Origin of the sequence: Micromonospora sp. NPDC050187 (genome assembly GCF_044459745.1) — a bacterium.
GTDB lineage: Bacteria > Actinomycetota > Actinomycetes > Mycobacteriales > Micromonosporaceae > Micromonospora.
In genome coordinates, this window is record NZ_JBITJH010000012.1 from 13,218 (window position 1) to 34,584 (window position 21,367).

The following is a 21,367-nucleotide window of genomic DNA, read 5'->3' on the forward strand; positions in this document are numbered from 1 at the left end:
CTTTATCGGTGCGGGGTAGTCCGGCAGGTGTGCCGGACCACCGACTGGGAACTCATCGAGGCCCGGTCGCCGCGCCGCGCGAGCGCCACAGCAACCAGACGAAGTAGGGGGTGCCGATCATGGCGGTGACCAGGCCGGCGGGGACCTGGGCGGGGGCGATGACCGTGCGGCCGAGGGTGTCGGCGAGGCTGACCAGGGCCGCGCCGAGCAGCACGGCGACCGGCAGCACCCGCGAGTGCCGGCCACCGACCAGGGCCCGGGCGGCGTGCGGGGCGACCAGCCCGACGAAGCCGATCACGCCGACCGCGCTGACGGCGGTCGAGGTGAGCAGCGCCGCCGCGCCCAGGGCGAGCAGCCGGGTGCGCTCCAGCCGGACGCCGAGTACCCGGGGGGTGTCGTCGTCCAGCGACAGCAGGTCGAGTTCCCGCCGGGCCGCGACGACGGCCGGGATGCTGAGCAGAAGCGCGATCACGACCGGGAGCACCTGCGGGGCCGTCCGGCCGTAGGTGGAACCGGAGAGCCAGGTCAACGCCTTGCCGGTGTTCCACGGGTCGGAGCTGACGATGATGAAGGTGATGATGGCGGTGCCGCCCTGCCACACCCCGAAACCGATCAGCACCAGCCGGTCGGAGCTCAGGCCGCCGTACCGGGACAGGCCGTAGACCAGGGCGAACGCCACGAACGCGCCGACTCCGGCCGCACCGGAGATGGCGGCGACCCCGGCCAGCGGGACGAAGGTCAGCAGGGCCACCGCGCCGATGCCGGCCCCGCCGGTGATGCCGAGGATGCCCGGCTCGGCGAGCGGGTTGCGGCAGACGGCCTGCACGGTGGTGCCGGCGACCGCGAGCGCCGCGCCGGCCAGCAGCGCCGCCGCGACCCGGGGCCAGCGCTGGTCCAGCACGAAGGTGTACGCCGGTCCGGTGCGGCCCTGCACCCAGTTGACGACGTCACCGAGGAGGACCCAGGTGTCCCCGGCGAGCATGCCGAGCACCACCGCCCCGGCGGTCACCGCAGCGGCGACGGTGACCACGGTCAGGTGGAAGGCACGGGAGCGGACGGCGGCGTGGCCGCCCGGGGGGCGACGGGTGGGGCCGGCGTCCCGGTAGCGGCGGGCCAACCAGACCATCAGCACCGCGCCGAAGAGAGTGGTGACGACGCCGGTCGGCACCTCCACGCCGGCCTGGGCGCCGAGCACGGCCCGCAGCAGCACGTCGGACCCGAGCACGATGAGCACGCCGACGATGCCGGAGAGCGGCAGCAGGACCCGGTGCCGGTGCACCCCGGGCACCATCCGGCCGAGCAGCCGGACGATCACCGGCGCGCAGAGCCCGACGAAGCCGATCGGCCCGGCGAGGGTCACCGCGGCGGCGGAGAGCAGGACGGCGAGCACGATCACCAGGAGGCGGGTACGCCGGACGTCCAGCCCGAGCACGGTGGCGGTGTCGTCGCCGAGGGCCAGCACGTCCATCCGGTGCCCGAGCGCCACCAGCAGCGCGGCGGCGATCGCGATCACCGGGGCGAGCTGCGTGAACGCGGTCAGGTCGGCCTGCACCAGCGAACCGTTGCCCCAGGCGAACAGGCCGATGGTGGCCTGTTCGAACAGGAGCATCAGCAGCATGGTGAACGAGCTCAGGGCGAGTGCGGTGGCGGAGCCGGCGAGGATCAGCCGGGTCGTGCCGGCCTGACCGCCGGTGGCCAGCGTCATCACCAGCCCGGCCGCCGCGAGGCCGCCGCAGAAGGCCAGACCGCCCGCCGGAAGGGCGGGCAGGGAGATGCCGAACGCCGCCACGGCGACGATGGCCAGGTGCGCCCCCGCGTTGACCGCGAGGGTGTCCGGGGAGGCCAGCGGGTTGCGGGCCAGCGACTGGAGGGCCGCTCCGGCGAAGCCGAGCGCGACACCGACGGCCAGCCCGGCGAGCATGCGGGGGATCCGGGAGGCGACCAGCACCCGGGCCGCCTCGTCGTCCGATCCGGTGATCAGGCCCAGCAGGTCGAGCGCGCCGACGGCCGAGGTGCCCTGGGTGAGGTGCACCGCCGTGACGATCAGGAGCAGGGCGGTGGCGATGACGAAGGTGGTGACGACCCGGGTGGGGGCGAACGGTCCGGTCGGGGCCGGCCGGGTGGCCGCCCCCGACCGGGCAGGTGCGCTGAGCTGGCTCAAGCCGTGTAGACCTTCACGAACTCGTCGATGTACTGCTTGCCGGAGAGCGGCCCGCCGAAGGTCCACATGCCGTCGGACAACCGGTGCAGCTTGTTCTGCTGCACGAAGGGCAGCGACTTCCAGATCGCGTTGCCGGAGAGGCCCTGCTGGAAGACGTCGTCGCCGTCCGAGGCGTTGTAGAGGAAGGTGAGGTCCTGCCCCTTGAGGACGGTCAGCCCCTCGACGTCGGTCTGGCCCAGGCCCCACATCTCGTCGACCTTGCCGGTCCAGGCGTTCTTCAGCCCGAGCTGGATGCCGATCTGGGAGACGAAAGCGCCCTGACCGAACATCCGGATGGTGACGTTGCTGCCGTCCTTCCAGCCGTCGGCCACGGTGAACTGCTTCCCGGCGGCCCCGGCGTCGGCGATCTTCTTCTTGCCGTCGGCGATCGCGGCGTCGAAGTCGGCGAGCAGCTTCTCCCCCTCGGCGCTCTTCCCGGTCGCCTGGGCGATCATGGTGACGTCCGACCGCATCCGGCCGAGGTTGTCCTTGGCGTCACTGCCCTTGGTGACCAGCACCGGAACGTACTTCTCCAACTGGTCGACCAGGGTGGCGCCCCGCTCGGCCTCCATCACCACCAGCTCCGGCTGCAACGCGACGATCGCGTCGACGCTCGGCTCGGCCCGGGTGCCGACGTCCTTCACGCTCGCGTCGAGCTTGGCGGCACGGGACCAGGTGGCGTAACCCTTGGTGTCGGCCGCGCCGACGGGCATGACACCGAGGGCGACCAGCGTCTCGGCCTCGGCCCACTCCAGCGCGACGACCTTGGTGGCCGGTGCCTTGAGGGTGACGGCCTTGCCCCGGCTGTCGGTGACGGTGACCGGGCCGCTGGGCGCGGCGTCGGAGGCGGAGGGGCTCGCGGCCGGCTCTTCGGTGGTGCCGCAGGCGCTCAGCGCCAGCGCGGCGACGGCGGCGACCAGGAGGGTCGCACGGGTACGCATCATGACGGTCTTCTCTGCTCGTGATTCGGTTGTCGGGTCAGGCGAGGGACCGGGTCGAGTGCCGGCCGACGGGTCGGGTGGTGAGGAGGCCGTTGAGCGGATCGACGGTCACCTCGATGCGGATGCCGTACGTCTCGGTCAGGGCCTCCTCGGTGAGGACGTCGGCGGGAGCGCCGGTGGCCCGGACCCGCCCGGCGTGCAGGAGCACCACCTCGTCGGCGACGGCGGCGGCCTGGTTCAGGTCGTGCAGGACGACGCCGACGGCGACGCGGTCGTCGTCGGCGAGGTCCCGCATCAGGTCGAGGATCTCGACCTGGTAGCGCAGGTCGAGGAAGGTGGTCGGCTCGTCGAGCAGCAGTACGCCGGTGTCCTGGGCCAGGCAGGTGGCCAGCCAGACCCGCTGCAACTCGCCGCCGGAGAGCTCGTCGACCGGCCGGTCCGCCATCGCGGTGACGCCGGTGGTCGCCATGGCCCGCTCGACCATGGCCGGGCCGTCGGGGTCGCCGGCCCGCCAGCGTCCGCGGTAGGGGTGCCGGCCGTAGCCGACCACGTCCCGGACGGTGACGCCGCTGGGGGTGGGACGGCTCTGGGCCAGCAGGGTGATCCGGCGGGCGAACTCCCGGGCGGTGAGCGTCCGGGCCGAGGTGCCGTCGGCGAGGTGTACCTCACCGTGCTCCAGCGGGTGCAGCCGGGCCAGTCCGCGCAGCAGCGTCGACTTGCCGCTGCCGTTCGGCCCCACCAGGGCCGTCACCGCGCCGGGGCGCAACGTGATGGCGGCGTCGTGGACCACGGTCGCACCGTGGTAGCCCAGACGCAGATCCACGCCGCGCAGACCCTCGACGCGACTGTCCCGACCACTCATGGCGGTTAGGTTAACCTAACCTTAGTTAGATCTGTCAAGGTTCGGTGATGGTCCTGTCGCCGGTGGTGAACCGGGGCCACGACCGGCCCGCCGGGGCACCATTTCTCCCCGGTGCGCGACCGGGCGGCGGGAAAGTGCGCCGGGTCGGCTGGGTCAATGGGCGGGCGGACGATCGGTCGGGTCGCCCGGTAACGGCGACATCCCGGCAGCGTACGGCTGGCGAACCGCAGGCCGGCTCGACGCGGTAAGTGCGCCCACGCCTGTTGTGTCACTGGGTCGCCGAACCTCCGCTGTCCCGGTCGAATGGTGCATGAGCTGCGGAAACAGAGGGCAGCTGCGATCTCGCCGAGGGGTGCGGCGGGGTTGGGGAAAATGCCCGTGGAGGGCCGCCGTCGGGATCCCGTTCCTATACAATCCATCGAGCACTGCCGAATTGTCGCGTGCCATTGTCCGAACCGGTCGCGCAGTACGTGAACCACCGCCTCCGAGAAGGGAACAGGGCCAGCACATGTGGACGGTCGGATTTCGCGACGGCGGGACGAGCGGAAATCGTCGATCCCGTGGTCCGGCTCACCGGCCGCCCGGTTCTGCCGGTGGCGGAATTCGGTGACCCGACCCGACCCGACCCGACCCGCCGTGCCCGTGCGGTCATGGCCGGCCGTCCGACGGCTGAGGGGAGAACACTCATGGTCAACCTAGGCGGCGCGACCCCGGCGGTCGTGGTGGGCCCGACGGCGGTGATCGCCGAACCGGAGGCCGGATCGCTCCGGCGTGAGGTCGACGCGGTGCTCGCCGACTTCCTCGGTGGACACCTCGACACCGCCGGCGACGAGGACTGGCGGCACGGGATCGAACTGCTCCGCTCCTTCGTCCTGGGCGCGGCCGGCAAGCGGACTCGGCCGACCTTCTGTCACCTGGGTTGGCGGGCCTGCGGCGGGGACGGACCCGGGGTGGTCCGCGTCGCCGCCGCCCTGGAGCTGTTCCACGCCTTCGCGTTGATCCACGACGACGTCATGGACGACAGCGACACCCGACGTGGCCGCCCGACCCTGCACGTCGAGCTCGCCGACCGGCACCGGCGACGCGGCTGGCGGGGGGACGCCGAGCGGTTCGGCCGGAACATGGCGATCCTCTGGGGAGACCTCTGCCTGGTCTGGTCCGAGCAGCTGTTCTGCAGCAGCGGCAGCGCCGACCGGGTGGCCCGGGTGCGGACGCTGTTCCAGCGGATGCGCGTCGAGGCGGTGATGGGGCAGTACCTCGACGTCCGGGGTGAGGCCGCCGGTGCCGGGCTGGCCGACTGCCTGCGGATCCTGCGCTACAAGTGCGCCCGCTACACGGTCGAGCGTCCGCTCCAGATCGGGGCCGCGTGGGCCGGCGCCGACCGCGCCGAGCTGGCCACCTTCTCCCGGGTCGGCATTCCGCTCGGCGAGGCGTTCCAGCTCCGCGACGACGTGCTCGGCGTCTTCGGCGACGACACCTGCACCGGCAAGTCCACCCTGACCGACCTGCGCGACGGCAAGGCGACCGTGCTGATGGCGCTCACCCGGCAGGCCGCCACGGCCGCACAGACCGCCGAGATCGACCGGTGGCACGGCGATCCGCACCTCGACCGGGCCGGCGCGGACGTCCTCCGGGAGATCATCGTCGACACCGGCGGCCTGCGCCGGGTGGAGGAGATGATCGCCGCCCGGACCGAGGAGGCCGTGACCGCGCTCCACGACGCGTCGATCGAGGACGACGCGCGGACCGAACTGACCGGGCTGGCACGCAGGCTCTCGGTCCGGAGTCGCTGACGGACCACAGGGGACCGCGCCACGAGATCGAGGCCCGCGAGCTGAGCCCCCGGCCGCTCGGTCAGCGGCGGAGCAGCGCGAAGACCCCCCAGCCGAGGTGATCCCGGACGTACCGCACGTGGCGGACCGGATCCTCGGTCAGTTCGGCGCGCAGCTGCGGGGCGAGGTCGTCGTCCGGGTTGTCGTCGAGCCACCGGCGCAGGTTGAGCCAGTGCGCCGCCGCGTACCGGTCCCAGCTGTCCTGGTCGGCGAGGACCATCTCGACCAGGTCGAAGCCGCACCGCTGGAACAGCTCGACGAGGCCCGGCAGGTCGTGGAAGTCGTCCCGGGCGGTGGCGTGACAGGCCTCCACGGTCACCTGGTCCGGGGGCGTCCGCCGCCAGTAGGGCTCGCCGACCAGCAGCATCCCGCCGGGGCGCAGGCCGCGTTCCAGGATCTCCAGCGTGCCGGGGACACCCCCGCCGATCCAGGTGGCACCGACGCAGGCGGCCACATCCACGGGTTCCCCGGGTACGTACGCGGCGGCGTCGCCGTGCACGAACCGGACCCGGTCGGCCACCCCCAGCTCGGCGGCGCGGTCCCGGGCGGTGGCGGTGAAGGCGGTGCTGATGTCGACGCCGGTGCCGGAGATCCCGTGCTCCCGGGCCCAGGTGCAGAGCAGCTCACCCTTGCCGCAACACAGGTCGAGGAGGGACATCCCGGGGCGCAGGTGGATCGCCCGTCCGAGCGTGGCCAGTTTTCCGGCGTCGAACGGGTTGAGGATGCGCAGGTCGCCCTCGCGGATGACGTGACTGCGGTCGAGGTCCAACGGGCAGCTCCTCAGCTCCAGGTACGGCCGGCACCGGGCCGGCGGTCCATCGTCCGCAGGCTAGGCACGGGTGCGGCTCGCGCCAACCCGATTACCGTCCGCCCCGGTGACCCGTGCCGCCGCGAGCACCGTTCATGATTGACCCGGACGGCGTCGACGAGGTGCGCCGGCGACGGACGGGGCGTACCGGCCGGAGCGCCGGTGGCGTCGACCGCGTCAGGGCCGGTCGGGGAGGAGCCGTGAGGACGTTGGGCATCGCGTACCACCGGAGGGTGGAGATCGCCGCGCCGGCCGAGGAGGTCGCCCGGGTGATGCAGGACGTGGCGGGCTGGCCGCGCTGGAACGCGTCCGTGGCCCGGCTCGACCGGCCGGCGTCCGGGGCGCTGGAGGTGGGCGAGACCGTCCGGCTCAAGCAGCACCGCCTGCCGGCGAACACCTGGAGGGTCACCCGGGTCGACGGGTCCGGTTTCGCCTGGACGGCCACCAGCCCCGGAGTCCGCACCACCGGCGACCACCGGGTGCGTCCGGCCGGACCGGGGCGGTCCGAGGCCACCCTCACGCTGCGGCTGGACGGACCGCTCGCCCGGCTCACCGCTCTCCTCGGCGGTCGGGTGATCCGCCGCTACCTGGGCATGGAAGCTGACGGGTTGCGTCGGGAGGTCGAGCGGGACACCGCCCGATGAGCACCACGGTGGCTACGGCCCGGTGAGCGACGCGCCCACCCGGACCGCCGGCCGGTCCCGCCTGGCCGACCGGTGCGGTCGGATCGCCCGGTCCCGTCCATTCGAGATCGCCATCGTCGTCGTGATCATCGCCAACGGGGTGGTGCTCGGCGTCGAGACGTACCCGCACCTGGGGGTGGCCGGGCCGATCCTGCACGGCCTGGAGTGGTCCTTCCGGGCCGCCTTCGTCGCCGAGATCGTCATCCGGCTGCTCGCGTACGGCCGCCGTCCGCAGGACTTCTTCCGACACGGCTGGAACGTCTTCGACTTCGTGGTGATCTCGGCGATCTTCCTGCCCGGCCTGCACGGCGACTCCGCGCTGCTCAGGGTGGTGCGGGTCGCCCGGATGGTCCGGCTGGTGCGCTTCTCCCCGGGACTACGCACGATCGTCGCCGCGCTGTGGCGCAGCCTGCCCGGGGTCGGCGGCTTCCTCGCGCTGGCCGCGGTGACCCTCTACGTCTACGGCATGGCCGGTTGGCTGATCTTCGCCGACGCCTACCCCGAGCAGTACGGGGACATCGGCCGCTCGCTGCTGACCCTGTTCGTGCTGCTCTCGCTGGAGACACTGCCGGATCTGATCGAGCAGGGCATGGCCCTCTCCCCGTGGACGCTGCTCTACTACGTCAGCTACGTGCTGATCACGGTGAACCTGCTGCTCAACATCCTGATCGCGGTCATCGTCAACTCGATGGAGGAGGCCCGCCGGTTGGAGATGACCGAGCGGCTCGCCCCGGACTACGACGCCGACGGCGACGGCGTGCCGGACGAGGTGGACCGGATCGCGCTCACCCAGCGGCTGGACGATCTCCGCGCGGTCATCGTCGAACTCGAACGGGAACTGCGCATCGACCGTGACGACCCGCACACACGGACACCGCACCGGTACCCGGACCGCCCGGAAGGGCACTGACGGGCCGCCGCGCCCGGCGGGACCGCTGGTCAGGGCGGGGTCGCCCCGAGTAGTTGATCGATGACTTGCCCCACGGCCCGTGTGGATTTCCCGTCTTCCTGGATAGTGTTGTGGAAAAGCCGGGTGGATCTTGGGGAGGTTGTGTGCTGGTACTGGTGGCGGTCCATGCCCTCGCTGCTGTGATCGCCCCGGCGCTGGTACGCACCTGGGGGCGGCGGGCACTCTACCTCGTGGCGGCCGTGCCGGCGGCGACCCTGGTCTGGGCACTCGCCCACACCGGTCAGGTCCGCGCCGGCACCCCGGTGGTGGAGACCTTCCCCTGGGTGCCGGGGCTGGGGCTCGAGATCGCTCTGCGGATGGGCACCCTGGGCTGGTTGCTCGTCGTCCTCGTCGGCGGGGTCGGCGCGCTGGTGCTGGTGTACAGCGCGCACTACTTCAGCTCGGACGATCCCGGACTGGGCCGGTTCGCGGCGGTCTTCGTCGCCTTCGCCGGTGCGATGCTCGGTCTGGTGGTCTCCGACGACCTGCTGCTGCTCTACGTCTTCTGGGAGCTGACCACCGTCTTCTCCTACCTGCTCATCGGGTACGACCCCGCGAAGCGGGCCAGCCGTCGGGCGGCCATGCAGGCCCTGCTGGTCACCACGCTGGGCGGTCTCGCCATGCTCGCCGGGTTCATCATGCTCGGTCAGCACGCCGGCACCTACCGCTGGTCCGAGATCGCCGGGAACCTCCCCGACGGCGGCTACCTGGCCGTGGCGCTGGTGCTGGTGCTGCTCGGCGCGCTGAGCAAATCGGCGATCTTCCCGTTCAACTTCTGGCTGCCCAACGCGATGGCGGCTCCCACCCCGGTCAGCGCCTACCTGCACGCTGCGGCCATGGTCAAGGCCGGCGTGTTCCTGGTCGCCCTGATGGGTCCGGCAGTCGCCGACGTCGCCCCGTGGCGGCCGGTGCTGCTCACCACCGGTCTGGTCACGCTCTTCCTCGGGGCCTGGTCGGCGCTGCGCCAGGTCGACCTCAAGCTGCTCCTGGCGTACGGCACGGTCAGCCAGCTCGGCCTGCTGATGGTGGTGCTCGGCGCGGGCACCCGGGACACCGCGCTGGCCGGCGTGGCGATGGTGCTGGCCCACGCGCTGTTCAAGGCCACTCTGTTCCTCTCCGTCGGCATCATCGACCACGCCACCGGCACCCGTGACCTCCGCGAACTCAGCGGGCTCGGCCGGCGCTCCCCGGCGTTGGCGGTGGTCGCCACGCTCGCCGCCGCGTCCATGGCCGGCCTGCCGCCGCTGGCCGGGTTCGTCGCCAAGGAGGCCGCCTACGAGGCGTTCCTGCACGGCGGCACCGCCGACCGGGTGGTGCTGGCCGGGGTCGTGCTCGGCTCGGCGCTGACCGTGGCGTACACGCTGCGCTTCCTCTGGGGGGCCTTCGCCGCCAAGCCCGGGGTGCCGAGCACCGAGGCGCACCCGGTGCGCTGGCCGTTCCTGGCGGGACCGGCTCTGCTCGCCGCCGCCGGTCTGGTCGTCGGCGTGTCCGCACCGGCCGTCGACCGGCTGCTCGCCCCGTACGCCGACCTGTACCCGACCACCGGAAGCCCGTACCACCTGGCGCTCTGGCACGGGCCGACGCTTGCGCTCGGGCTCTCGGTGGTGGCCGTCGCGGCCGGTGTCGGACTGTTCCTGCTCGTCCACCGCGGGCGGCTGCGCACCGGCGCACGGCTGCCGTTCGACGGTGCCGCCGCCTACCAGCGGGTGGTCAACGGGGTGGACCGGCTGGCGGTGGAGCTGACCGGCGCGACCCAGCGTGGTTCGCTCCCGTTCTACCTGGGCGTCATCCTGCTCGTGCTGGTCGTCCTGCCCGGCAGCGCGCTGCTGGCCGGCAGCCCGTGGTCCGGCTCGTTCCGGGCCTGGGACACCCCGCTCCAGGCGGTGGCCGCCGCCGTGGTGATCGTCTCCGCGATCGCCGCCGCCCGCGCCCTGCGCCGGCTCACCGCGATGATCCTGGTCGGGGTCTCCGGGTACGGCACCGCGGTGCTCTTCATCCTGCACGGCGCGCCCGACCTGGCGCTGACCCAGTTCCTCGTGGAGACCGTCACGATCGTGATGTTCGTGCTGGTCCTGCGCCGCCTGCCGGAGAAGTTCTCGGAGCGGCCGATCCGGTCCAGCCGGCGCGGCCGGATCGGGCTCGGCATCGCCGTGGGCGCGGTCACCGCCGGCATGGCGTACGTCGCCGCGTCCGGCCGGACGGCCGTCCCGATCTCGGTCGACTTCCCGGGCGAGGCGGTCTCCTACGGCGGCGGCAAGAACGTGGTCAACGTGACCCTGGTGGACATCCGGGCCTGGGACACCATGGGCGAGATCGCCGTTCTGGTGGTGGCCGCCACCGGCGTGGCCAGCCTGATCTTCCGGCGCTCCCGCGACCTGGACAGACGCAGCGGCATCCCCGGAGCGACCGGCACCCCGTCCCGGGCGCGCTGGCTGCTCACCGGCGCGACCACCCGTCGCCAGTCGGTGATCCTCCAGGTGGTCACCCGGCTGCTCTTCCACGCCATCGCGGTCTTCTCCATCTACCTGCTCTTCTCCGGCCACAACGCCCCCGGTGGCGGGTTCGCCGCCGGCCTGGTCGCCGGCCTCGCCCTGACCGTCCGTTACCTGGCCGGCGGACGCACCGAGCTGAACAGCGCCGCACCGGTCGACGCGGGCAAGCTGCTCGGCGCGGGGCTGTTCGTGGCGGTGGGCACCGGGGTGGCCGCGATCCCGTTCGGCGGGGAGTTCCTCCAGAGCGCCCTGCTGGACTTCTACCTGCCGGTCGTGGGCCACCTGCATTTCGTCACGTCGGTCTTCTTCGACGTCGGCGTGTACCTGATCGTGGTCGGGCTGGTGCTGGACATCCTGCGCAGCCTCGGCGCGGAGATGGACCGGCAGCACGAGACCGAACGGAGCGACGTACCGGCCGAGGTGCGGGACAAGGAGCTGGTGTGACCCCGAACCTCACCTATGTCCTCGTGGTCGGCGTGCTCTTCGCCGCCGGGGTGACCCTGCTGCTGGAGCGCAGCCTGACCCGGGTGCTGATGGGCGTCATCCTGCTCGGCAACGGGGCCAACCTGCTCCTGCTCACCGGAGGGCGGGCCGGCGGGCCACCGATCGTCGGCACCACCCCCGAGGAGGAGATGAGTGATCCGCTGCCCCAGGCGATGGTGCTCACCGCCATCGTCATCACCCTCGGCATGACCGCGTTCCTGCTCGCGCTCTCCTACCGCAGTTGGCACCTCAACGGCCACGACGAGGTGCAGGACGACGTGGAGGACCGCCGGATCATGGACCTGGCCGACCGGGACGAGGGGCCGGGCACCGCCGACGAGCAGACCGTCGGCGAGCCGGGCGAGGAAGACGACCCGGTGCCCACCCCCACCGGCGCGGACGCGGGGAGGGCCGGATGAACCACCTCGTCCCGATGCCGGTGGTGATGCCGCTGCTCGGCGCGGCGCTCACCCTCATGCTGGCCGGCCGGCCCCGTGCCCAGCGCTGGGTCAGCCTCACCGTGCTCACCGCCACCGTGGTGGTCTCCGCGCTGCTGCTGATCCGCTCCACCGTCGACGGCCCACTCGTCGTCGAGGTGGGCGGCTGGGTGGCGCCGCTCGGCATCGTGCTGGTCGCCGACCAACTCGCCGCCCTGATGCTGGTCGTCTCCGCCTCGGTCACCCTCTGCGTGCTGGTGTACTCCATCGGGCAGGGCATGGCCGACGGCGACGAGGAGACGCCGCTGTCGGTCTACCACCCCACCTACCTGGTGCTCACCGCCGGCGTGTGCAACGCGTTCCTCTCCGGCGACCTGTTCAACCTCTACGTCGGGTTCGAGATCCTGCTGGTCGCCAGCTACGTGCTGCTGACCCTGGGCAGCACCGAGACCCGGATCCGGGCCGGCACCACCTACGTCGTGGTCAGCCTCCTGTCGTCGATGATCTTCCTGGTGGCGATCGGGCTGGTCTACTCGGCGACCGGCACGCTCAACCTCGCCCAGCTGGTGGAACGGCTCGACGCCCTCCCGGACGACCTGCGCCTGGTCCTCCAGGGCATGCTGCTGCTCGCCTTCGGCATCAAGGCCGCCGTCTTCCCGCTGTCGGCGTGGCTGCCGGACAGCTACCCGACCGCGCCCGCCCCGGTCACCGCGGTCTTCGCCGGCCTGCTCACCAAGGTCGGCGTGTACGCCACCATCCGGACCGAGACCCTGCTTTTCCCCGGTGGCCGGACCGCCGACCTGCTGCTCTGGGTGGCCGGGCTGACCATGCTGGTCGGCATCCTCGGCGCGGTCGCCCAGTCCGACATCAAACGACTGCTGTCCTTCACGCTGATCAGTCACATCGGCTACATGCTGTTCGGGGTGGGGTTGACCACCTCGCTCGGCCTGGCTGCCGCGATCTTCTACGTGGTGCACCACATCACCATCCAGACGACCCTGTTCCTCGCCGCCGGTCTGGTCGAGCGACGAGGTGGCAGCACCGCCCTGGACCGGCTCGGCGGGCTGGCCCGGCTCTCCCCACTGCTCGCGGTGCTCTTCTTCGTACCGGCGCTCAACCTCGCCGGCATACCGCCCTTCTCCGGGTTCCTCGGCAAGCTCGGTCTCGTCCAGGCCGGGGTCGACGACGGCGGGCCGCTGGCCTGGGGGCTGGTCGCCGCCGGCCTGGTCACCAGCCTGCTCACCCTCTACGCGATCGCCCGGGTGTGGAACCTGGCCTTCTGGCGGGCGCCGCACCCGGAGATGCCGACGGCAACCGGCCGCGACGACGACGCGGACCAGCCGTACGAGGACCCGGCCGCCGGCCAGTCGGGCGTCATGCTGCCCAAGCTGATGATCGGGTCGACCGCCGCCCTGGTGGTGTTCGGGCTGGCCCTGACGGTGGTCGCCGGGCCGCTCTTCGACATCAGCACCGACGCCGCCGACGACCTGCTGCGCCGTACGCCGTACGTGGAGGCCGTCTACCCGGAGGGGACGCCGTGAGTGCCGATCCGATGACGCCGGGCCAGCCGATCGAGCCGCCGAACCCGCCACTGACCCGCCGCGACCGGCGGCGCAACCTGGTGATCGCGGTGCCCGGCCTGGTCGCCGTCTGGGTGCTGCTCTGGGGCACCTTCACCTGGGCCAACCTGATCAGCGGGCTGCTCGTCGCCGCCGTGCTGCTGGCCGTCTTCCCGTTGCCGCCGGTGACCTTCGCCGGGCGGCTGCACCCGCTGGGGCTGCTCCGCTTCGGGCTCCGCTTCCTCTACGACCTGGTGGTGGCCAGCGCCCAGATCGCCTGGCTGGCCGTACGGTTCGGGCACGAACCGCGCAGCGCGATCATCGCCGTGCCGCTGCGGGTCAACACCGACCTGAACCTCACCCTCACCGCCGAGGCCCTGTCGCTGGTGCCGGGCAGCCTCATCCTGGAGGTCGACCGGGCCACCGGCACCCTCTACATCCACGTGCTCGGCGTCCGCACCGTCGAGGAGGTCGAGCAGTTCCGGCGCGAGGTCCTGGAGCTGGAGGAGCGGATCATCGCCGCCGTCGGCTCCGAGGACGAACAGCGCCTGATGATCGAAGCCACCCACACCGGCACGTCACCGCCGGCCGACCTGTAAGGGGCACCGAGATGACCGCCGTAGCCGTGACCGTCACCGTTCTGCTCGCCGTGGCCGGTGGGCTGACCCTGACCCGGATCATCCGGGGACCGTCCATCCTCGACCGGGCCGTCGCCACCGACGTGCTACTGGCCATCGTCGTCGCCGCCATCGCCACCGAGGCGGCGTACAGCCGGGACGCCACCGCGCTGCCCGTGCTGGTGGTGCTCGCCATTCTCGGTTTCGTCAGCTCGGTCAGCGTCGCCCGTTTCGCCGCGCGGAAGAGCCCGAAGTGAGCCTCGACGCCGTCCTCGACGCCATCGCCGCAGTCTGTCTGATCGCCGGTGCGCTGCTCAGCCTCGCCGCCGGGATCGCCCTGGTGCGCTTTCCCGACCTGCTCTCCCGGATGCACGCCGCCGCCAAGCCCCAGGTTCTCGGCCTGCTGCTGGTCCTGCTCGGCTGTGCGCTGCGGCTGCGTACCGGGGTGGACATCACCACCCTCGTTCTGGTCGGGGTGTTCCAACTGGCCAGTGCGCCGGTGGCCGCGCACATGGTCGGGCGGGCCGCGTACCCGCACGACCAGATCCGGACGGACCTGCTGATCACCGACGAACTCGCCGCGCACCTGGACCGGATCAGCGAACGCTCCTGACCGCGCGCCCGGCGGCCCGCGTCCGGCGTGCGCCGCTGGCCGCGGGACGGGCGTGTGCTGCTGACCGGGCTGGTCAGGGGGTCTCGACGACCTGCCGTCCCAGCGGCCAGAGCGCGGCCGGGACGAGCTTGAAGTTCGCCACGCCGAACGGGATGCCGACGATGGTGACGCACTGGGCCACTCCGGCGACGATGTGCGCCAGGGCGAGCCACCAGCCGGCGACCAGCAGCCAGACGACGTTCGCGACGCCGGAGGGCAGGCCGGCGTCGGGCTTGTCGACCAGGGTGCGCCCGAACGGCCAGAGCGAGTACGCGGCCAACCGCAGCGAGGCCACCCCGAACGGGATCGTCACGACGAGTGCGAAGCAGACGAGTGCCGCGATTCCGTAGCCGATTCCCAGCACGATTCCGCTGCCAAAGATCAGCCAGAGCAGGTTCAACAGAAATCGAATCACCGTTCCATCATGACCCGCCGCCGCCACTCCTCCCGCCGGCCGAATCGACGCCGAACCGCAGGTGGTGACGGAGGCAGCCGGACGGAAAAGGCATTGTCCCACGCCCCGGCCAGCTGATTCTGTCAGCGACTTCCCAGGTTGCGTTGCTACCGTGCCCGCACGACGACGTCCACACAGGACCGCGCGGTGATCCATTGTGTCGCGATGACCGCGTGGTCATTTTCGTGCCGTTCGTCGCGGTCCACAATCGTTTCCGGCCAGCCCGGCCGGGATCTCGAAGGAGAATGCATGCCCGTCACCGCCGACCTCACCGCACTGGTCGACAAGGCGTACCAGGACAAGACCCTCACCGAGCTGGTCGACGCCCCGGTGTCCGCCCTCGCCGGGGTCAGCTCCGGCGACGCCAAGCTGCTGAAGGAGGCCTTCGGCATCGTCACCGTCGGCGACCTCGGGCGGAACCCGTACTTCCGTACGGCGAGCGCCCTGGTCGCGCTGAACGCCGAGAAGTAGTCCCGAGACGTCCGGTGGCCGTGGAGTCGGGTCCTCCCGGCCACCGGGCCCTTACCCGACGGGTGCCCCCCGGTCAGCGCACCGGGTCGTGGGTGCCGCGTGGCACCGAGGGGCGGCAGCGCCGGACCCGCTCGGCGGCCAACCGTCCGCCCACCGCCAGGCCGTGCCGCTCCACCGCGGTCAGGCCGTACGCCCCGCAGGTCGGGCTGAACCGGCACCGACCGGGCCAGTACGGCGACAGCCAGCGCCGGTAGCCGCGGATCGCCGCCACCCCCGCCCGGTCCAGCCCCGGCGCCCTTGTGCGGGTGGCCGCGGCCGAGCCGAGCAGCAGCAGCGTGGAGAAGATCCCGAGGTCGCAGCAGTCGCAGCAGCCGTCCGGATTCCGGGACTTCGAGAACTTCTGCTGCTGTCTGCGGTTCTCCCGGGCCTGTTCCCGGATACGCCTGAGCATGAGGTCATCCTCGCAGGTCGTTGTCGCGGGGCCGCCGCCCGTGTCCGGTGGAGTTGACCACTTCCCCCGATCCTCCCGATGGCGTTAAGTGGTGAGGTCGGCACCGTCGGCGACGTGGTCGGCCGCTGCGGTGGTCGCCCGGTCGCCGGTGGCCGTGCGCCTGGAACGGCTGCGTGCGGTCGGCGTCGACGCCCGTCCCGCCACCTCGCGAGGAGCGCCCGTGACCGGAACCGCCGTCGGATCCGCCCGACCCACCGACGGGGACGATCCCGGACGCCTCGGCCGCGCCTCCGGCGAGGCGGTCCTGCCCGAGTTACGGGCGATGTGGTGGGAGACCGGGGTGCGGGCGCGGGCCGAGGCGGGACTGTTCGCCGTGTTCGCCGAACTGCCCCGGCTGGTCGCGGAGGCGATCCGGGTCAGCTGGCGGGCCGACCGCTTCCGTACCTCCGTGGTGGCCGTCGCGACGGTCGGCGGCGGGGTGATGTCGGCGTTCGGGCTGCTCGCCACCCAACGGGTGCTGGTGGAACTGTTCGCCGGTGGCCCGACCGCCGACCGGGTGGCCGGCGCGCTGCCCGCGCTGCTGGCCCTGGCGGGGGTCACGGCGATCCGGGCCGGCACGGGCATCGCCACCGGGTACGCCCAGAACGGTCTCACCCCGAGAGTGAGCCGGGACGTGGAGCGCCGGCTGTTCGAGGTGACCACGGCGGTCCGGCTGGACGCGTTCGACGCCGACGCGTTCGCCGACGAGATGGAACGCGCGTCCCGGGGCAGCGACTCGGTGATCTCCCTGGTGCAGGCGTCGATGAACCTGCTCGCCGGGCTGGCCGGCCTGCTCGCGGTGGCCGTGGCGGTGGTCGTGATCCACCCGCTGCTGCTGGTGGCGTTGCTGGTCGCGACGCTGCCCAAGGCCTGGGCGGCGCTGCGTGCCGGGCACCTGCGCTACCAGACCTACACCGCCGGGTCGGTCCGGCGTCGCCGGCAGTGGCTGCTGCACCGGCTGATGGCCGAACGTGTCTCCGCCCCGGAGCTGCGCTCGTACGGGCTGCGCCGGTTCCTGCTCGACCAGTACGACCGGGTGATGGAGGTGGAGACCGACATCCAGCTCGCCCTGGCCCGGCGGGTCACCACGACCACCACCGTCGGCGCGGTGGTCGGCGGTGTCGCCACCGGCGTCGTCTACGCCCTGCTCGGGTTCCTGCTGGTCGAGGGGCAGATCCCACTCGCGGCGGCGGCCACCTGTGTGGTGGCGGTGCAGTCCGCGCAGCGGTCCCTCGGCACGGTCACCTTCCAGATCGACCAGGTCTACACCGAGGGGCAGCACGTCAGCGACTACACCGGATTCCTGGCCCGGGCCGCCGCGTACCTGCCCGACGGGACCGGCGAGGGGGCGGCCCCACCGGCGCTGCGGGAGATCACGGTACGGAAGGTCTCGCTGTGCTACCCCGACCGGGACACACCCGCCGTCGACGACGTCACGCTGACCGTCCGGGCGGGGGAGACCGTGGCGCTCGTGGGGGAGAACGGCTCCGGCAAGTCCACCCTGGCCGCGATGATCGCCATGCTGCGTACCCCCAGCGCGGGTGTGATCGAGTGGAACGGACGGCCGCTGGCGGAGTGGGACGCCGGCCGGCTCCGGACCCGGATCGCGGTGGTCACCCAGGAGTACCACAAGTGGCCCTTCACGGCCGCGACGAACATCGCCATCGGCGACGTGGACACCGAGGCCCGGCAGGACCGGATCGAGGCCGCCGCCGCCCGCGCGGTCGCCGACGACATGATCCGCGACCTGCCGTACGGCTACGAGACGCTGCTCGACCGGACCTTCGCCCAGGGGCAGGACCTCTCCGGCGGGCAGTGGCAGCGGATCACCGCCGCCCGGGGGTTCCTCCGCGACGCCGAGCTACTGATCATGGACGAGCCCTCCTCCGCGCTCGATCCCCGGGCCGAGGACGCCCTCTTCCAGGCGATCCGGGACCGGCAGGGCCGGGCCACCACCATCCTGATCACCCACCGGCTGGCCAACGTGCGGCACGCCGACCGGATCTTCGTCCTGCACCACGGCCGGCTCGTCGAGGCCGGCAGCCACCACGAGCTGACGGCGGCCGGCGGCCGGTACGCCGAGCTCTTCGCTCTCCAGGCCGCCGGGTACGACCCGGAGAGCGGACCGGGTCGCCCGGTTCCGCCACCGCCCCGGACCACCTCGTCCTGACCGTCGTCCCTACCCGCCCGACCCCGGCCCGCACGCCGACCGCCGGGTCCGCAGCCGGCCGCCGGATCCCGGACGCCCGAACACCCATACCGATCCACTGTGTACGGTGACTGTCCATCGCCGCTCGGCCGGTGACACCCCCGCGCGGCGCCCTCCGGTCGGTCGGTCGCCCGTTCCTGTGGTGCGGCCGACGGAGGACATGGACCCCATCGAAGGATAGAGACCAACATGTACGACGCGATAGTCGTCGGTGCGCGCTGTGCGGGCGCCTCCACCGCCCTGTTGCTCGCCCGGCGCGGGCACCGGGTGCTCGTGGTGGACCGGTCGTCGTTCCCCAGCGACGTCATCTCGACGCACTTCCTCTGGCCGCACGGAATGTCCTACCTGAACCGGTGGGGCGTGCTGGACCAGGTCAAAGCGGTCACCCCCACGTACACCGCCATCGACGTGGTCAACGACGGGATCCGGCTGACCGGCTCGGTGCCGCCGGAGCTGCTGCGCGAGTACTTCCGGGACCTGCACGGCGACGAATCCGGCGTGGTGCAGAGCTACGCCTCGGTGCGTCGCCGGGTGCTCGACCAGATCCTCGTCGAGGCGGCGGCCAAGGCCGGCGCGGAGGTGCGCACCGGTTTCTCGGTACGGGAGCTGATCGTCGAGGACGGTCGGGTGGTCGGCATCCGGGGCCGGTCGGTCGACGGGCAGACGGTCGAGGAACGCGCCCGGATCGTGGTCGGCGCCGACGGCCGGAACTCGTTCGTCGCCCGTACCCTCGGCCTGCCGAAGTTCGACGAGCGGCCCCGGTGCACCTTCGCCTACTGGAGCTACTTCTCCGGCTTCGACCCCGGCCACGCGCAACTGCACCGGCGCGGCCGGCTCGCCGCCGCCGCGGTGCCCACCAACTTCGAGCAGAACATGGTGCTGGTCTGGGGGCCGAGCGACTGGTCCCGGGAGTTCCGGGCCGACGTGCCGGGCAACTTCCAGCGGGCGTTGGACTTCGTCAGCCCGGAACTCGGGGAGCTGGTCCGCAGCCAGGGCACCCGCGAGGAGCGCTTCTACGGCACCCTGGACCAGGCCGGCTTCCTCCGTCCCCTGCACGGGCCGGGCTGGGTGCTCGTCGGCGACGCCGAGTCGGCCAAGGACCAGTGCACGGCGATCGGCATCACGCACGCCTTCCGGGACGCGGAACTGGTCACCGCCGCGCTCGACCGGTGGCTGACCGGCGAGACGTCCGTCGAGGAGGCGATGGCCGCGTTCGAGGCCCGCCGCCGCAGCCAGAACGCCGCCGCCTACCACGACTACGTCTGCACGCTCGCCGAGATGCGCCCGTACCGGCACGACGAACTGCAACTCTTCGTCGCCCTACGCGGCAACCAGCAGGAGACGGACCGGTTCATCGCCACCCACGCCGATGTCGCCCCGGTGTCGGAGTTCTTCCAGGCGTCCAACCTGTTCCTGCTCAACGACGCCGCGAAGGAGTCCTCCGCCGACCACGCGGTCTTCGAGAACTTCGCCGAGACGTCCCGCATGTACCAGCAGAACCTCTTCGCCTGACACGCCCCGGGAGACGACACCATGACCACCGAACTGCACCAGCGTGACGACGGCGAACTGATCGAGATCATCCTCGACGCGGCCCGTCGAGGCGACGTCGAGACCATGGCGAAGACCGCCATCGAGGTCTCCGAGATGACCCGCAACTGGGCCGGCCACATCCCCTGGGACGACTTCGCCGACCTCGACGCGTCCGGGGCCGACGGCGAACTCGCCCGGATCGTCGAGGACCTGACCGAGATGTGGGAGCCGGCGCACCTGCGCAACCCCGTCGACCCCGACGAGGAGTACGCGCTGGACAAGAACGCCTACGACTTCTACCGGCCCGCCGGCCGGAACCTGCTGGCCCGCACCGAGGACTTCTACGGCTGGGTGGAGGCCCGCCGCCGGACCGAGACCTGGCAGTACTCCCGGGTGCTGGAGGCCGCCCCGGACAGCATCGCCCAGATCACCAACGACCTCGGCAAGCAGACCCGGGGCATCAACTTCAACTCGCAGGACTACCTGTCGTTCAACACCCACCCCGGCATCCGCGAGGCGGCGGCCCGGGCGATGCGCGACTACGGCCCGCACAGCGCCGGCTCGCCGATGGTGCTCGGCAACACCCACATCTCCAACGAGCTGGAGGCCGCCCTCGGCGACCTGGTGCAGCTCGACCACGTGACGCTCTTCCCCACCGGGTGGGCGGCCGGCTTCGGCGCGGTGGTGGGGCTGGTCCGCCAGTCCGACCACATCCTGATCGACCGGCTGGCGCACTCCTGCCTGCAACAGGGCGCGCGCGCCGCGACCCGCAACGTGGTGCGCTACGAGCACCTCAACGTCGAGGCGGTCCGCCAGCACCTGATCGAGATCCGGGCCACCGACACCCGCAACGGCATCCTCGTGGTCACCGACGGCCTCTTCTCGGTGGACGCCGACTGGCCCGACCTGGTCACCCTCCAACAGGTCTGCCGGGAGTACGACGCCACCCTGCTGGTCGACGTCGCCCACGACCTCGGCTCGATGGGGCCGGGCGGCACGGGCGTGCTGGGCCTGCAGAACCTGCTGGGCGAGATCGACATCGTGATGGGCGCGTTCTCGAAGACGTTCTGCTCCAACGGCGGCTTCGTGGCCTCCAACTCCCCGGCGTTGAAGCAGTACATCAAGATGTTCGGCGGCTCGCACTTCTTCTCCAACGCGCTCTCGCCGGTGCAGACGGCGGTGGTGCTGGAGGCCACCAGGATCATCCGGTCGGCCGAGGGGGACGCGCTGCGCACGCAGCTCTTCACCGCGATCGACGCGCTGCGGGACGGACTCACCACGCGGGGCCTGACCTGCATGGGTGAGCCGTCCCCGATCGTGCCGCTGCTGATCGGCAACGAGAAGCTCGCCCGCATCGCCAACCGGCTCCTCTTCGACCGGGGGGTGCTCGCGTTCATGGTGGAGTTCCCGGTGACCCCGACCGGGTCGTCCCGGTTCCGGCTCCAGGTGCAGGCCGGCCACCGGCCCGAGGAGGCCCGCGAGGCGGCCCGGATCATCGAGGGCGCCATCGCCGACGCCCGGGGGTACCTGTCCAGCGCGTTCGGCAGCGCCCCCCGCTAGTCACCGGCGACGGCCGCGTCACGGCCGACGGGGGGCGGGTCCGTACCGGTGCGGGGTACGGACCCGCCCGCGCCCGGGTCGGGCGCGGTGCGCAGTGGCACCCGTGCCGGATCCGCCGGCCGGGGGTGCGGTGCG

18 protein-coding genes and 1 pseudogene are annotated in these 21,367 nt (G+C 72.1%); 13 read left to right on the top strand and 6 right to left on the bottom strand.

The window, feature by feature from the left end; genetic code table 11:
• Positions 1 to 52 precede the first annotated feature (52 nt).
• The 3 genes from ACIBJE_RS19350 to ACIBJE_RS19360 are packed head-to-tail and all read right to left on the bottom strand — an operon-like array spanning position 53 to position 4,003.
• On the bottom strand, positions 53 to 2,161 hold the full coding sequence (locus ACIBJE_RS19350) for an iron ABC transporter permease (RefSeq protein WP_396750135.1): 2,109 nt from the start codon (positions 2,159 to 2,161) through the stop codon (positions 53 to 55).
• Positions 2,158 to 3,144, bottom strand: a complete 987-nt coding sequence (locus tag ACIBJE_RS19355; protein WP_396750137.1) for an ABC transporter substrate-binding protein — start codon at positions 3,142 to 3,144, stop codon at positions 2,158 to 2,160. Before ACIBJE_RS19355 ends, ACIBJE_RS19350 begins: the two co-directional genes overlap by 4 nt.
• Positions 3,145 to 3,178: 34 nt before the next feature.
• Entirely contained in the window at positions 3,179 to 4,003 is an 825-nt protein-coding gene (locus tag ACIBJE_RS19360) for an ABC transporter ATP-binding protein (RefSeq protein WP_396750142.1), read from the bottom strand.
• Positions 4,004 to 4,689: 686 nt separating this feature from the next.
• Here ACIBJE_RS19360 and ACIBJE_RS19365 point away from each other — a divergent pair.
• Positions 4,690 to 5,796, top strand: a complete 1,107-nt coding sequence (locus ACIBJE_RS19365) for a polyprenyl synthetase family protein (RefSeq protein WP_396750144.1) — start codon at positions 4,690 to 4,692, stop codon at positions 5,794 to 5,796.
• Between the two features lie 61 nt (positions 5,797 to 5,857).
• On the opposite strand, the gene ACIBJE_RS19370 is transcribed toward ACIBJE_RS19365, so the two are convergent.
• Entirely contained in the window at positions 5,858 to 6,604 is a 747-nt protein-coding gene (locus ACIBJE_RS19370) for an SAM-dependent methyltransferase (protein ID WP_396750146.1), read from the bottom strand.
• Positions 6,605 to 6,843: 239 nt separating this feature from the next.
• Between ACIBJE_RS19370 and ACIBJE_RS19375 the strand changes: the two genes are divergently transcribed.
• The 8 genes from ACIBJE_RS19375 (at position 6,844) to mnhG (ending at position 14,476) form a co-directional block, all read left to right on the top strand.
• Positions 6,844 to 7,287, top strand: coding sequence for an SRPBCC family protein (locus tag ACIBJE_RS19375; RefSeq protein WP_396750148.1), 444 nt, complete (start codon positions 6,844 to 6,846; stop codon positions 7,285 to 7,287).
• Between the two features lie 22 nt (positions 7,288 to 7,309).
• The gene (locus tag ACIBJE_RS19380; RefSeq protein WP_396750150.1) at positions 7,310 to 8,236 is read left to right on the top strand and encodes an ion transporter; all 927 of its coding nucleotides are present in this window, start codon (positions 7,310 to 7,312) and stop codon (positions 8,234 to 8,236) included.
• A 143-nt stretch (positions 8,237 to 8,379) separates the two neighbouring features.
• Positions 8,380 to 11,211, top strand: coding sequence for a Na+/H+ antiporter subunit A (locus ACIBJE_RS19385; RefSeq protein WP_396750152.1), 2,832 nt, complete (start codon positions 8,380 to 8,382; stop codon positions 11,209 to 11,211).
• Positions 11,208 to 11,669: a Na(+)/H(+) antiporter subunit C gene (locus ACIBJE_RS19390; RefSeq protein ID WP_396750154.1), complete on the top strand. Its 462-nt coding sequence runs from the start codon at positions 11,208 to 11,210 to the stop codon at positions 11,667 to 11,669. Before ACIBJE_RS19385 ends, ACIBJE_RS19390 begins: the two co-directional genes overlap by 4 nt.
• Complete coding sequence (locus ACIBJE_RS19395) at positions 11,666 to 13,228, top strand: Na+/H+ antiporter subunit D (RefSeq protein ID WP_396750156.1); 1,563 nt, start codon at positions 11,666 to 11,668, stop codon at positions 13,226 to 13,228. The genes ACIBJE_RS19390 and ACIBJE_RS19395 overlap by 4 nt, the downstream gene beginning before the upstream one ends.
• Before the next feature lie 11 nt (positions 13,229 to 13,239).
• Positions 13,240 to 13,845 carry a Na+/H+ antiporter subunit E gene (locus ACIBJE_RS19400; RefSeq protein WP_396750419.1) on the top strand — a complete coding sequence of 202 codons (606 nt, stop codon included), beginning with the start codon at positions 13,240 to 13,242 and terminating at the stop codon, positions 13,843 to 13,845.
• Between the two features lie 11 nt (positions 13,846 to 13,856).
• A complete protein-coding gene (locus ACIBJE_RS19405) occupies positions 13,857 to 14,120 on the top strand; it encodes a monovalent cation/H+ antiporter complex subunit F (protein ID WP_396750158.1) in 264 nt (87 codons plus the stop codon).
• On the top strand, positions 14,117 to 14,476 hold the full coding sequence (gene mnhG / locus ACIBJE_RS19410; protein WP_396750159.1) for a monovalent cation/H(+) antiporter subunit G: 360 nt from the start codon (positions 14,117 to 14,119) through the stop codon (positions 14,474 to 14,476). The genes ACIBJE_RS19405 and mnhG overlap by 4 nt, the downstream gene beginning before the upstream one ends.
• Before the next feature lie 73 nt (positions 14,477 to 14,549).
• Here mnhG and ACIBJE_RS19415 read toward each other — a convergent pair whose 3' ends face one another.
• Positions 14,550 to 14,930: a YccF domain-containing protein gene (locus ACIBJE_RS19415; protein ID WP_396750161.1), complete on the bottom strand. Its 381-nt coding sequence runs from the start codon at positions 14,928 to 14,930 to the stop codon at positions 14,550 to 14,552.
• Positions 14,931 to 15,218: 288 nt separating this feature from the next.
• Between ACIBJE_RS19415 and ACIBJE_RS19420 the strand changes: the two genes are divergently transcribed.
• Complete coding sequence (locus ACIBJE_RS19420; RefSeq protein ID WP_396750162.1) at positions 15,219 to 15,440, top strand: hypothetical protein; 222 nt, start codon at positions 15,219 to 15,221, stop codon at positions 15,438 to 15,440.
• Positions 15,441 to 15,513: 73 nt separating this feature from the next.
• Here the strand turns inward: ACIBJE_RS19420 and yidD are convergent, their stop codons facing one another.
• On the bottom strand, positions 15,514 to 15,891 hold the full coding sequence (gene yidD / locus ACIBJE_RS19425; RefSeq protein WP_396750164.1) for a membrane protein insertion efficiency factor YidD: 378 nt from the start codon (positions 15,889 to 15,891) through the stop codon (positions 15,514 to 15,516).
• Positions 15,892 to 16,115: 224 nt separating this feature from the next.
• On the opposite strand from yidD, the pseudogene ACIBJE_RS19430 reads away from it, so the two are divergent.
• From ACIBJE_RS19430 to ACIBJE_RS19440, 3 genes and pseudogenes are all read left to right on the top strand, one after another.
• A pseudogene (locus tag ACIBJE_RS19430) lies at positions 16,116 to 18,100 on the top strand (ATP-binding cassette domain-containing protein); the annotation flags it as partial.
• A 228-nt stretch (positions 18,101 to 18,328) separates the two neighbouring features.
• Positions 18,329 to 19,651, top strand: a complete 1,323-nt coding sequence (locus ACIBJE_RS19435; protein WP_396750166.1) for an NAD(P)/FAD-dependent oxidoreductase — start codon at positions 18,329 to 18,331, stop codon at positions 19,649 to 19,651.
• Positions 19,652 to 19,672: 21 nt separating this feature from the next.
• Complete coding sequence (locus tag ACIBJE_RS19440; RefSeq protein WP_396750168.1) at positions 19,673 to 21,232, top strand: aminotransferase class I/II-fold pyridoxal phosphate-dependent enzyme; 1,560 nt, start codon at positions 19,673 to 19,675, stop codon at positions 21,230 to 21,232.
• Positions 21,233 to 21,367: the final 135 nt, after the last annotated feature.